This window comes from Brasilonema angustatum (assembly GCF_059505445.1).
Genome location: NZ_JCACKO010000157.1, coordinates 92,472 through 104,460, shown reverse-complemented (window position 1 = coordinate 104,460; position 11,989 = coordinate 92,472). Strand labels below are relative to the sequence as shown.

General features: G+C 39.7%; 15 protein-coding genes. 8 read left to right on the top strand and 7 right to left on the bottom strand.

The window, feature by feature from the left end; genetic code table 11:
- The 7 genes from AC5JM2_RS35590 to AC5JM2_RS35560 form a co-directional block, all read right to left on the bottom strand.
- Nucleotides 1-793: hypothetical protein (locus AC5JM2_RS35590; RefSeq protein ID WP_495840884.1), on the bottom strand; the 793-nt coding region annotated here is incomplete at its 3' end.
- A 17-nt stretch (nucleotides 794-810) separates the two neighbouring features.
- The gene (locus tag AC5JM2_RS35585; RefSeq protein WP_495840882.1) at nucleotides 811-1,332 is read right to left on the bottom strand and encodes a phage tail protein; all 522 of its coding nucleotides are present in this window, start codon (nucleotides 1,330-1,332) and stop codon (nucleotides 811-813) included.
- Nucleotides 1,332-1,571 (bottom strand): hypothetical protein, encoded by a 240-nt coding sequence (locus tag AC5JM2_RS35580; protein ID WP_495840880.1) that lies wholly within the window; start codon nucleotides 1,569-1,571, stop codon nucleotides 1,332-1,334. Before AC5JM2_RS35580 ends, AC5JM2_RS35585 begins: the two co-directional genes overlap by 1 nt.
- 252 nt (nucleotides 1,572-1,823) lie before the next feature.
- Nucleotides 1,824-2,423, bottom strand: a complete 600-nt coding sequence (locus AC5JM2_RS35575) for an FHA domain-containing protein (RefSeq protein ID WP_495840878.1) — start codon at nucleotides 2,421-2,423, stop codon at nucleotides 1,824-1,826.
- Nucleotides 2,398-4,548 carry a substrate-binding domain-containing protein gene (locus AC5JM2_RS35570; protein WP_495840877.1) on the bottom strand — a complete coding sequence of 717 codons (2,151 nt, stop codon included), beginning with the start codon at nucleotides 4,546-4,548 and terminating at the stop codon, nucleotides 2,398-2,400. The genes AC5JM2_RS35575 and AC5JM2_RS35570 overlap by 26 nt, the downstream gene beginning before the upstream one ends.
- A 23-nt stretch (nucleotides 4,549-4,571) precedes the next feature.
- Nucleotides 4,572-5,246, bottom strand: coding sequence for a response regulator (locus AC5JM2_RS35565; RefSeq protein WP_495840875.1), 675 nt, complete (start codon nucleotides 5,244-5,246; stop codon nucleotides 4,572-4,574).
- 39 nt (nucleotides 5,247-5,285) lie between these two features.
- Nucleotides 5,286-6,410: a sensor histidine kinase gene (locus tag AC5JM2_RS35560; RefSeq protein WP_495840873.1), complete on the bottom strand. Its 1,125-nt coding sequence runs from the start codon at nucleotides 6,408-6,410 to the stop codon at nucleotides 5,286-5,288.
- 272 nt (nucleotides 6,411-6,682) lie between these two features.
- Here AC5JM2_RS35560 and AC5JM2_RS35555 point away from each other — a divergent pair, with 272 nt between their 5' ends.
- The 8 genes from AC5JM2_RS35555 to AC5JM2_RS35520 all read left to right on the top strand — a co-directional run.
- Nucleotides 6,683-7,585, top strand: coding sequence for a Pvc16 family protein (locus AC5JM2_RS35555; protein WP_495840871.1), 903 nt, complete (start codon nucleotides 6,683-6,685; stop codon nucleotides 7,583-7,585).
- Nucleotides 7,586-7,666: 81 nt separating this feature from the next.
- The gene (locus AC5JM2_RS35550; protein ID WP_495840869.1) at nucleotides 7,667-9,328 is read left to right on the top strand and encodes a phage tail sheath family protein; all 1,662 of its coding nucleotides are present in this window, start codon (nucleotides 7,667-7,669) and stop codon (nucleotides 9,326-9,328) included.
- Nucleotides 9,329-9,402: 74 nt separating this feature from the next.
- Nucleotides 9,403-9,858: a phage tail protein gene (locus tag AC5JM2_RS35545; RefSeq protein WP_495840867.1), complete on the top strand. Its 456-nt coding sequence runs from the start codon at nucleotides 9,403-9,405 to the stop codon at nucleotides 9,856-9,858.
- A 21-nt stretch (nucleotides 9,859-9,879) separates the two neighbouring features.
- Nucleotides 9,880-10,368, top strand: coding sequence for a phage tail protein (locus AC5JM2_RS35540; protein ID WP_495840865.1), 489 nt, complete (start codon nucleotides 9,880-9,882; stop codon nucleotides 10,366-10,368).
- Between the two features lie 23 nt (nucleotides 10,369-10,391).
- Nucleotides 10,392-10,745, top strand: coding sequence for a hypothetical protein (locus tag AC5JM2_RS35535; protein ID WP_495840863.1), 354 nt, complete (start codon nucleotides 10,392-10,394; stop codon nucleotides 10,743-10,745).
- A 43-nt stretch (nucleotides 10,746-10,788) separates the two neighbouring features.
- Nucleotides 10,789-11,166 (top strand): phage tail assembly protein, encoded by a 378-nt coding sequence (locus tag AC5JM2_RS35530; RefSeq protein WP_495840861.1) that lies wholly within the window; start codon nucleotides 10,789-10,791, stop codon nucleotides 11,164-11,166.
- Complete coding sequence (locus AC5JM2_RS35525) at nucleotides 11,163-11,312, top strand: DUF6760 family protein (RefSeq protein WP_339381556.1); 150 nt, start codon at nucleotides 11,163-11,165, stop codon at nucleotides 11,310-11,312. Before AC5JM2_RS35530 ends, AC5JM2_RS35525 begins: the two co-directional genes overlap by 4 nt.
- A 9-nt stretch (nucleotides 11,313-11,321) precedes the next feature.
- Nucleotides 11,322-11,989 (top strand): FHA domain-containing protein (locus AC5JM2_RS35520; RefSeq protein WP_495840858.1); only part of this gene is annotated, 668 nt, incomplete at its 3' end.

Sequence of the window (11,989 nt, the reverse complement as noted above, 5' to 3'; positions counted from 1 at the left end):
TTGGTGTTGTTGGGTTAAATGTTTGAGTTGAAGCTTGCTGTAATGGTGAAACTTCCGAAGTTTGAGATAATGCTGTAGGCTCAGAAACATCCACCGTTGTTTCTGTATTTGGTGCGATAGCATTATTTTTCTGGTTTGAAGCTTGCTGTAATGGTGAAACTTCTTCTTGAAGTGGTATCGTTTGCTCAGAAACTAATGCGGTTGTTTCTAAATTCGGTGTTGTCGGGTTAAATGTCTGGTTTGAAGCTTGCTGTAATGGTGAAACTTCATGTTTACCCTTCTTATTAGTCTTGGAGGATTTGGTTGTTTTTTTTGGTTGAGGTTTAGAATCTGATGTCGGTTTGGATTTTGTTTTTCTCTGAGATTTGGGTTTATTGTTTGCTTTTTTACCCAGAGGTGTATCTAAATCACCTAAATTATTTGAACTTAATGTCTCCGCTAGTTCATTGTTATTAACACTACTTTGATGACGAACTGATAATACATCATCACTATTAGTACTTATGTCCTCATTTTGAGAGTAGCTTTCTAGTTCGGGAAATAAATCAATATTTCCATCACTATCATTCCAATAATTCAAATTTGCTAAAGAATCGGTGTTTAAAAATTTATTGTTTTGATGACTTGGCAATAAAAATTTTGATATAGTTAGCGGTGTATACTTAGCAATAGGAGAAGCGGAATTACTGAGACGATGATTAGATTCTTGCGTCAAAGTTAATCTATTGGGTTGGCATAAAGATTCAGCTAAGCCGAGTCTATTGACTTTACTTGCCAATGGTTGAATATCCATATAGTTCTATTTTGGTATTACTTAGACTCAAAGAATCCTGATTTCATTATCCGTGTTGTCTTATTACCTCCACCTTTTTCTTTCCCGAATTGTAAACCTTCATAAGCTAAAGTTAATTCCTCAATTGCTGCTGCATTTCCATCTGCTTGCAATGCAGGCGCCTTCCATCCAATAGGAACAGCACCAATAAGTGTCCAACTCATCATCGTTTCACCTGCTTGATTAAAAACCAAAATATTTACATTGCGTCGAGATGTTTTTCCCTGTTCATCAAAAACTTCACTTATCCAATTCCAAAAACCTGGATGGTCAGTAACACCCCGCTTCAATGTCACGTCATTAAACTGGACTTGTCCCAAATACACCCTCTGTTGGTCGTTAACACCTCCCTCGTGGATAACCTTTTTCTGAATTTGGGCGCCTAGTCCTGAACATTCAGTGAAAGACGCTGCTATAGCGCTTTCGATCTCGATATAAAACCGATTGGTTGTAACATAATTTAGTTCATGAGTAATGTTGCTATTATTACTACCTGCCATCAGAACCACCTTTTTTGACCGTAGTTACTTACTCTCTCTCGCTGATTACGAATATCTTCAAGTAACAGTTCATACACTCTGCGGGTGAGTGTATTTAACAAAAGCGAGTCTTTAAGACATCGTTCTGCATATGAGGATACTCTGCTTGGATTAGATACTGCTGAAATACCAACATATCCTCCGGTTCCACCAACGTCCCCAAGAGGTGTGTAAAAGACTTCTGTTTTCTCTAAGTCCATAATTGTTATGTTTATTTCTAACGCGATGTTCAGATTCCCGACTTCGTAAAAGTTGTCGGGAATCTAATGTACCGCATCTGCTATTAAATCTAGGCTAAAGGCAGAGCATCAGAATCAAAAGTAGCCAAAGGTCTAACTTGTAGATACTCGGATTTTAATTCTCAATTATCAACAAAACCAGATATTTAGGTTGCGATCGCGTAGCCTGTATTGTAAAACCTAATAAATTAAGTCTCTACATGTGGGGTATAATTACATCACTGCGATCGTAAAAGTCACTAGACCATCTTGACCAAGCTGTAAAGAATCACCGTTGAGTATGCGGTAAGATACACCGGAATTAAGAAGATTACCGTTTAAATAAACACCATTTGTACTGGTATCAACAATCATATAAGCATTTTGCGACCAGTCCCAAAATATACGGGCATGGCGTCGAGAAACAATTCCTTCGTGAGAAATACCAGTTAGGTCAATTTCTGGTGGAGTTGGCATATTTTGACTTCTACGCCCTATCGAACCACCTTCACTCCTCAATTGAAACTCTCTACCGGTAGAGTGGACAAGTTTCAAAACTGGCAGTCTTGGAGGAGTTGCGTTGTAAACAGGGGGTGTTGGGGGTGAGTATTCGCGCTGCTGGTATTGTGTTGCGTAAGGAGGAGGTTGATAGCTTGGTTGTTCCTGTATTGGTGCTTGTGGTTGAGCTGGTTGTGAGTTGATTGGGTTACTTGGTGTAGAAGGAATGACATTACCCAAAGGAGTCGAACACCAAGGACATACCTTGGCATTGTTTGGCAAAGCACGATTAAAATATTCGCAGTTAGGGTTAGGGCACCGATTTGCAGGCATCATTTCTTATATCATTAGGCATAGGTTGTAAGGGGACAAGACCTACCTTATTAAGTAAACACTGACCTTGAAGGGTTTGTAGCAGTTGAGCAAAAATAAAACCTCCTAACTGACGAGTATTGTCTTTAGGATACACTACATACAAAGGATATCCCAAAGGATACAAAGGATAATTTGGTGTTTCATTTGGCTTAAATCTTGTAGGATCAAAATCTGGTCGAGCGCACAACCAATCTGAAGGTTCAATTGGTTGTTTCGTAGCGTGATTTAACAGCGGTTGAATCGTTTGGTTGCGATCATTGACTATTGCTAAGGGATAAACCGAACACTGATGCCAAGTTTTACTAAAGATACCGAAACTTATAATACCAGTCTGTGACTTAGAGTTTGCAGTACTAATCTGTCTTTGGGTATCACCTGTTTCTTTGGTTCGAGTTTTGGTAATTTTATCAAATAAAGCTATGTCCTCTGAATTGTTTTCAAGAACTAGCTTTTTGAATTGCTGTATCGCTTCTGGTTCAGTTGGGACATAAGGTTCAATTGCAAGAGGAGGAGCATTTTTGTTAATTTGATCCCAATTTATAATTTTGCCTGTATATATGCCACGCAGGTCTTTAAGAGAGATTTTACCATCCAATTTTTTATGGAGACTAAAGTCGCCATTACTATATGCAATAAACACCAATAAACCATCATAAGCAACTTGTTCTGAATTCATATCATGTGTAATGTTGTTGTCGAATAAAGTTGTTATTGCAAAGTCTATTGTACCTTTTTCTTTTTGCACTTCTTCTATAGGTTGACTAACTTTTGTGATATCGTTAGACGGAATTTTTTTATAGGTAAATGTTACTTTTGCATCTGGTTTTGGATTGGTTAAGATATTCTTTAATTTCGTTTCGTCATTTTCAGCGTTCTGTTCCAAAATATAACTCCAAGTACCATCCTTTTCTCCTGCGTAAGTAAATTTTCCTGAAGGTACGTTATCTACTTCAGAGAAATTTTGTACAAGTCTTTGCCATTCTGCATTCTGACCTTCGTCTAGTTTGAAACTCTGCCAAAAGTAATACCATATAGTGCCTCCCAGCAATAAAAAAGCCAGCACTCCCAGCCATAACCAATATTTTTTAGGAAAGCGCTTTTTCTGTTCTTGAGAGTCCGAAGATGGGCGTAGATTATCACTTTCATCGGGTTGAGGAAGTTTTAGCAGTTCCTGTCGCGCAATTTCTGCACTTCCGTAAGGAGTATTGAAAGAAAGCAGACGATAGATAAACTGTTTTAAATAATTATCATTATCGGGCCATGTTTGATTGTTTTTGGGGTCAAGCTGCGTTTGCCCAACCCATAACTGGAACGCTACTAACCCTAGAGATTCTAAATCCTGCACCCGAGTTTTAGCTGCAGGTTGAAGAATGCTAGGGGGAATAAATAGGTTTTCCCAGATAGCGAGATCACATAGATACACTACAAATCTTTGTTTATTTTCGACTTTAATTAATACGCTATCTAAATTAATATTGCCATGCTCTAAACCCCGCTGTACTTGATTCGAGGAAAAACGCAGCTTTTGGGAGTGAAGAAATTCTAGAGTTTGTAGCACCTCACTCAACAACTCACGGACTTGTTCCGGCGTCATTGCACCATTTTGCTTTAAGTACTGTCTCAGCGTTTGGGATGGTTGTACATCTTTAGTAATTAAATAACAGCTTTCTCCTCTTTCGGGGCTAATAGCTTCCCAGGTTTGAATCAAGCGAAAGTTTTGAACTCGATTATCTGCTAAATCTATCCCTCCTACACGTTTAAAAGCTTCCTTACGTTTGAATGTTTCATCTTGGTTAAAAGTACGACTAGGTAACAAGTACTCTTTAATAATTACTGGCTGTTTGTCTTTTAGCTGTATACCCGAATATAAACGTCCAAAACCCCGTACGCCGAGAAACTTTGTTACCCGATAGCTACCCCTATACCCTTTAATCTCAGCTTCCTCTGGTAAAATTGTCGGAAAACCACACTCAAAACAAAACTTGGCGCCCTTGACTTCCTGCAAAGTTTCTATTATTTTCTCGCAATCCAAGTGAGCATTGTGAGAACAGGAGTACTCTTTGTAAAATAATTCGGTAGAAGACATAATATAAATTCACTCAATTAATACTAAGCTTGAACCAGTCCTAATTTGATAGCAGCAACAATTGCTTGAGTCCTACTACTGACTTTCAATTTATCAAAAATATTCGTCAGATGAGCTTTGACCGTGGCGACAGTCACATATAGATTTTTCGCTATTTCTTCGTTTGAGGCGCCTTGAGTCAATAATTGTAAAACTTCTTGTTCTCTTTCGGTTAGATGTAACTGCGAAGACGCTTTATAAACGGAACTAGCATTTTCTTGAAAACAGCGGAAAAAACCACTTGCCGCTTCCGGTGGCAAATAAATTTCTGACTTAAGTACCGTATTAATTGCATCACAAAGCTGATTTGCCACACGACTTTTAAAAACATAGCCAGCGGCGCCTTTTTGCATAGCTTGAAAAATCCACTTATCTTCTTGGTGGGCAGATAAAACCAAAACCCGACCCGAGTAAGAAATATCTTTCAAGCGTTCCATAGCTGTTATTCCATCACTATTTACCAATTCTAAATCGAGCAAAATTAGATCGGGACTCTTTTGAATCGCTAATTTCACAACTTGCTCAACACAATCTGCTTCACCTACAACATTCACAGGTAATGAACCACTAGTGCTATAAAAACCCAAAAGACTTCGCAAGCCTTGACGAAAACGCTCTTCATCATCAACTAGTAAAATCGAAATTTGTTTATTGTTCATAATCTTTTCCATATTGTGAGATGCCCATCGAAACCCGTCTTAGTCATATTTCTTTTTAGTAGGTAATATCAAACAAAACTGTGCCCCTCCTGCGGATAAACTATCTGCCCAAAGATTTCCACAATGGTCTAATACGATTTTTTTGGCTATAGTTAGACCCAATCCTGTACCACCAGGGCGCCGTGAATAAAACGGGGTGAAAATTTTTTGCATGTCCAAGAGTGAAATTCCTAGCCCTTGGTCTGAAATTTTAATTAATACTTCGTCGTAAAAAACCTGCCAACTAAAGGTGATGATGCCAGAATTAGGGCTAAAATGAATTGCATTACTAAGTAAATTATCAAACACTTGCTTCATCTGTAACTTATCTAAAGGTAAAGTAGCAGATGTATCAGGAATGTTAACTTTTAATTGTTTTTGATTAATTAACGGTTGTAAGTACTTTATACTTTCGTCTACTATACTTCTGAGGTCTTGAGGAATTATTTTTAAATTAGACTGTTGACCACAGGATATTATATCGGTGAGATTAGTATCTAAATCATTCACGCTCTCGCAAATGATTGTTGCTTGCTCGCGCCAAGAATTATCTTTTAAGCCCAAAAATAAATTGTGTGCGTAAAGTTTGACTAAAGCAATGTTATTCCGCAATTGATGACCGACTTTATGAAGCACCTGTTCTAGTATCTCAGTCTTAGACTTTTGCTGCAAATTATCTGAGCATACATCTATATGTTTACTTAGCATTTGGGCTGCATTTGTGACGTAATACCGCGATTTCTCCGCAAGAGGTGTGTGAGTGATTATTTGAACATATTCTGGTTTTTGATTTGTATAGCGGATAGGACAAATGTAAGAAAAATATTTTGGAAACAGAGCAAGTTGAAATTCATGTACATTCCAAACATGAGGAAAATCTGTTAACCAAGCTTCCGAGCGTAAATATGCTATTTCTTGTTGAGAAAAGCTAGGTTGATTATCTGCGTATTCGATTCTTTCTTTAAATGCTTTTAACGAAGGGTTATAGTAAAATATACGGACAAAGCAAATTGGCTCATGAAAGGTAAGTTGTTCTGCTTGTAACCCAATAAAAGTTTCTGTATCAAATGCGTGTAAATCATGGCAGTTACTTTTTTGTTTTTTAGGAGAGAAGCTGATATTCATAGCTTTACTCACTTTGATAGTAAATTCTGGTTTTCCTTTACTTCTACTTAGGAGATGCTTAAATTTCCTTATGCAGCCAAAAACAATATTTTTAGGCTTTATTAATATTTCTTAACAATTTTTAATATTACGTTATTATTACTTGTAACAAATAAATGATTTTGAGTTTGGACGAAATCTCGACAAAAGTCTAATTACCAGAAGAGTTTGCATTCATATAACCTAGACATATCAATAGAAGCGTTAGTAGCAAGTATGGACATCATGCTTACATGATTATTTATATTCTTCAAACCCTAGCAGAAATTATCGCTGGAGGAACATCGCTTTCTAGTACGGAGCAAATTGAGTTTAGTCATCCAAGTAATCGTAAAGAAGAAGGTGGAGGACCGATTCTCAATTTGTACGTTTATGACATTCGTCAGAGTAAGCAAATCCAACATTCGGGAAGGCAAGTTGAACGCAAGCTGACAGAAGCTAGGCAGGTTGAAAGCAAGCTGGAAAAATCTACGCAAACTGCTTCTTTGAATTGGTCTGCGACCTGGTTTGATGTTTCTATGCTACTAACGGCTTGGGATCGGACGGCTTTAGGTGAGCATTACCTGCTTTCGCAAGCTTTAGGTGTACTACTACGCCACCGTGCCCTCAAGGAAGAGTTTCTGGTTCCCGAATTGCGCGGTTATGGAAATTTGAATATGACGGTTGCTGTAGAACCGCAAATTGAAGCTGGATCTTTGTGGAGTGCACTAACTATCGCTTTACGCCCAGCTTTGTATCTGATGGTGACAGTTCCTGTAGTGCCGCAAGTATCGCCAGTATATTTAGTTTGGCAACGAACTATCGGAGTAGACAATAATTTTCAACCTGAACTTGAACTGGAAAATGCAAGTGTTCATAGAAATGGAAGTATTGAAAGTTTCACCAAGCGGGTAGTAGTCGCAGGAATAGTCAAAAACGCTGTTACCAATTTACCGATGAAGGAAGCAAAAGTTGAGGTGATCGGAACTAAAGAATCAACTACTACCAATAAACAGGGGTTATTCTACTTTGAAGAACTTCGTAATGGTAACTATGTATTACAAATCAACAGTCCGGGATATTTGCCCCTTCAAGTCAATGCTTTGGTAGATGGTTCAAGCTGTACCTTCAAAGAAATCTCATTAAATCCCGCGTAGAGACGCGAAATTATGCGTAAAATCGCGATATATCGCGTTTAGACAGATGGTTGATTAAATTTTTACATTGGAGATATTTTTATGGCAAGAGTGGATTATTCTGCTCCGGGTGTCTATATCGAAGAAATAGACCGAGGTAGTCGTCCAATCGAAGGTGTTAGTACGGCAATTGCTGGATTTGTAGGCTTTACTGAAGATGTGCGCAATGGGGCTGAATTGTTTAAGCCGATGCTTGTTACTAACTGGACACAGTATTTAAATTATTTTTCTCGTCCCGATTCGGATGGTTTTACTGATTTCAATGCTTATTTGCCTTTTGCAGTTTATGGCTACTTTATGAATGGTGGTGGTCGCTGCTGGATTACCAGTATTGGTACGCAGTTACCCAATGCCCCCAAACCACCAGACCTGCAACCTGCTTCAGTTCGGATTACTGGTCGAGGCAATCGTCCTTCGCTACAGTTTAGTATGCGTCCGGAACAAGTCGCAGCAGGCACGATGACAATCGTGATTAGCGATAGTGGACCTCGTGCGTTACCAGAAGGAACAGAAGGGTCTACCCCACCGAATACAGGTGAATACTTCAAGGTACAAATTCGTCGAGGAGATGAAACTCTCGAAGAATACGATAACTTGACAATGAACCGCGAAGGCAATGCCCAATTTGCAACTTATGCAGTTACGGCATTGCGAAATTCAATGTTCATAACCATCGAAGACATTTCTCAAACTGGACAACCTTTAGCGCGTCGTCCTGGGAATGGTCAATATGAACTTGCAGCACCAATAGTTGTCGCGCCACCCGATAGATTTTCCAGCGATATCGAGGGTGTACGCGACGATCGCACAGGGGTACGCGGTTTATTTGAAATCGATGAAATCACGATGGTTGCTTGTCCTGACTTGATGCGTGCGTATCAATCAGAATTGATGAACTTAGACCAAGTTCACGGCATCATGGAATTGATGTTGAGCATGTGCGAAGGCGCCAACAGTGGGGATATTCCTAACCCGCCCAACCGCATGGTGGTTCTTGATTCTCCTCCTGACTGTCCCAAACCGCAGCAGGTTGTAGAATGGCTGGACCGATTTAATCGCCGTTCGATGTTCGGTGCCCTTTATTATCCTTGGATTAAAGTCGCTAACCCACGCGATCGCGGCAACCCGATCAGCGTTCCTCCTTGCGGTCATGTTATGGGTGTTTGGGGTCGCACCGATGAAACTCGCGGAGTTTACAAGGCACCTGCCAACGAAGTACCTAGAGGTGTTATTGGTTTAGACTACGATACTAATTTCCGCGAGCAAGAACTTTTAAACCCAAAGGGTATAAATTGTATCCGAAGATTTCCCAATCGAGGGATTCGTATTTGGGGTGCCCGTACACTGGTTGAACTCGATAAAACCGAATGGCGTTATATCAGCGTTCGTAGATTGATTAGCTACATCGAAAAATCATTAGAACTAGGTACTCAATGGGTAGTATTCGAGCCAAACGACGAAGATTTGTGGGCACGCGTGCGACGCACTGTCAGTAACTTCCTGGAAAGAATCTGGCGTGAAGGAGCATTATTTGGAGCTTCACCCGAACAAGCATTTTACGTTAAATGCGACGAAGAAATAAACCCACCAGATACCAGAATTTTAGGTCGTTTATACATCGAAGTCGGTGTATGTCCCGTTAGACCTGCAGAATTCGTCATCCTCCGTATCAGCCAGTGGAATGGAATTGAAGACGAAGAGTAACAAAATCCTCTCCTTTCTTTCTTTGCGTTCTTTGTGGTTCGTTTCCAATAAATTAAACAGGAGTTAAAAACAGTATGCCAGGAGAATTTCTTACTGCTTGTAAATTTTACTTTGAAGCAGACGGAATCACAGATAAATTTATCAAAGAAATTAGTGGCTTAGGTATAGAAAATACTCCTGCACAGGAAGTTCACGGCTCATCAAGGTCGGGAAAACTCATGCGCCAAGCAACACCTACCGTCGTAAAATTTACCAACATCACACTGAAAGTCATAGCTACAGAGGATATAGATCTTTATCAGTGGTATCAAAAGTGTAACGAAGACATGGGAGACCCACGACAGTGGACATCTAATCGTAAAACTGGTTCAGTAGTAGCTTACGATCAACAAAACAAAGAAAAAGCACGTTGGAACATTGTTAATTGCTATCCCTGTAAATACACAGGACCTACATTAACTGCATCTGGTGGCGATATGGCAAATGAAACTATTGAATTAGTTCACGAAGGTATTAAACGTGTTAAGTAAGAAGGGGGAAAAGAGAAAACAGTGGTACAAGCTGGACAAAATTCCGAAATTCTTACGGCACATCGTTTCTATTTAGGACTAGCGCTAGACGGGCAAAAAGATTCTGATGCTTACTTTTTAGAGTGTCAAGGTTTTACAAGAACACAGGATGTAATTGAAATTTGTGAGGTAACATCCCAAAGTTGGGGAACTGGACAATCTAAAGGTTTACCAGTCAGAACCAAAATTCCCGGCAATGTTAAGAGTGGCAATATTACTCTCCGTAGAGGGATGAGCAACTCAGTAGATTTTTGGAACTGGTTTGACAAAGTTCAAATAGGTGGGTGGGCAAAGCAGCGAAAAATGGTTTCTTTATCGATTTACAATCAGGCAAGTGTTGAAGTTGCCAGGTTTGAATTGGAAGGTGCTTGGCCCAGTCGTTACAAAATTGCCGATGTCAACGCGCGCAGCACAGAAATAGAAATTGAGGAAGTCGAAGTGGCTTTTGAGGAATTTAAACGAGTGAAATAATTGGAGGAGGTTGAATACAGACTATGTTTGCAACAGAGTTTGAGATTACATTGCCTAAAGGGTATATAGACTCCGACGGCAACCTCCATCGTAAAGGTACGATGCGTTTAGCAACAGCGATAGACGAAATTTCTCCTTTACGTGACCCGCGTGTTAAAGCTAATCCAGCTTATGCCACAATTATTATTTTGGCGCGTGTCATTACTCGTTTAGGCGCCTTATCTGAAGTTACCCCTGCAATAGTAGAAAACTTCTTTAGCCAGGATTTAAATTACCTCCAAGATTTTTACCGTCAAATCAACGGGTTGGAACCTGCAACTCCCCCAATTTCAGATTCCCAACTTCTTGAAGAAGTCGGGAATTCAAAAATCCCATAAAATTAAGAATTTACACGCGATATATCGCGTCCCTACATTATTTATGCGTCGTAAGGAACTTTGTACTGAATTCAATTTTACGCTTCCTAGAGGATTAATCGATTCCCAAGATCGGGTACATCGTCATGGTGTTATGCGTTTAGCTACTGCCAAAGATGAGCTTTGGGTGCAGCAAGAACGTAAAGTTCAGGAAAATCCAGCTTACGGCGCTTTAGTGATGCTTTCGCGGGTCATCTCGCGCTTAGGCAGTTTGAACTCTGTAACTCCCGAACAACTCGAAGAGTTAGTATTGCGTGATATTTCTTACCTCAGAGAATTTTACAACCGAATTAATCAGCAATCGAATGCATATATCCCAGCCCATTGCCCACACTGTGATACGCAATTTAACGTGAGGTTAGAGTTAGCGGGGGAGTCATGAGCTACCCCTCAGATACTTTATATGAGGAGGTAGCTTTTATTGCTTACCATTTTCACTGGTCGCAAGACGATATTTTAAACCTAGAACATATTACTCGTCAGCGATGGGTAACGGAAATAAATAAGATTAACCAGAAAATTAACTAGAACATCAATATGAAAGTCAAAGTTTCCACATCTCCAGCACAAAGCGAATTCGAGGAAGTTGATTTGACTCTAACAACCAGACGAGGCGCTGAATGTTTAATTGGTCGATCTTCTGATTCTGATTTGGTTCTCGATAGTACTGATGTTAGTCGATTACATGCTAAATTTTTTGCTCGATCAGGATATTATTATTTCTGCGACGTTGGTAGTCGCAATGGGTCAATACTCAACGGCAAATTGGCTGAAAAAGACCACTCATACATACTCAAGGATGGCGATATTATTCGCATCGGTGATTTTGTGTTGGTGATAGAAGATGAAATGCCAGATAGCCAGCAAGCGGAAACAGTAGTTAGAATTATTAATCCTTCGGAATTTTCTAACTGGCGCCAAAATCAAAATGAAAGTGCTACACCACAGGAATTACAACCTGTTAATAACGAATCAGTTAGTTCTGTTCCTGCTGCCGAAATTAGTCAAAAACATGAAGAAGCAGAAATTGTTAATACATCTGAAGAAGTAGAACAATCTAAAGAAATTTTTATTCAGCCTGGCGATATTGTCACACCTGATAACGCTATCCCCTCTCCGCATGGAACAAGCGCGTCAGATGTTCCCTTACAAGCCACAGCAGAATCTGACGCCAGCGAATCTGATCGCATTGTTCAAGCCGATGA

Coding starts and splice junctions, on each gene's coding strand:
- AC5JM2_RS35570 (WP_495840877.1), bottom strand. CDS start 4,548: ATGTCTTCTACCGAATTATTTTACAAAGAGTACTCCTGTTCTCACAAT.
- AC5JM2_RS35575 (WP_495840878.1), bottom strand. CDS start 2,423: ATGATGCCTGCAAATCGGTGCCCTAACCCTAACTGCGAATATTTTAAT.
- AC5JM2_RS35560 (WP_495840873.1), bottom strand. CDS start 6,410: ATGAATATCAGCTTCTCTCCTAAAAAACAAAAAAGTAACTGCCATGAT.
- AC5JM2_RS35525 (WP_339381556.1), top strand. CDS start 11,163: ATGAGCTACCCCTCAGATACTTTATATGAGGAGGTAGCTTTTATTGCT.
- AC5JM2_RS35580 (WP_495840880.1), bottom strand. CDS start 1,571: ATGGACTTAGAGAAAACAGAAGTCTTTTACACACCTCTTGGGGACGTT.
- AC5JM2_RS35535 (WP_495840863.1), top strand. CDS start 10,392: ATGTTTGCAACAGAGTTTGAGATTACATTGCCTAAAGGGTATATAGAC.
- AC5JM2_RS35555 (WP_495840871.1), top strand. CDS start 6,683: ATGATTATTTATATTCTTCAAACCCTAGCAGAAATTATCGCTGGAGGA.
- AC5JM2_RS35530 (WP_495840861.1), top strand. CDS start 10,789: ATGCGTCGTAAGGAACTTTGTACTGAATTCAATTTTACGCTTCCTAGA.
- AC5JM2_RS35550 (WP_495840869.1), top strand. CDS start 7,667: ATGGCAAGAGTGGATTATTCTGCTCCGGGTGTCTATATCGAAGAAATA.
- AC5JM2_RS35545 (WP_495840867.1), top strand. CDS start 9,403: ATGCCAGGAGAATTTCTTACTGCTTGTAAATTTTACTTTGAAGCAGAC.
- AC5JM2_RS35585 (WP_495840882.1), bottom strand. CDS start 1,332: ATGGCAGGTAGTAATAATAGCAACATTACTCATGAACTAAATTATGTT.
- AC5JM2_RS35565 (WP_495840875.1), bottom strand. CDS start 5,246: ATGAACAATAAACAAATTTCGATTTTACTAGTTGATGATGAAGAGCGT.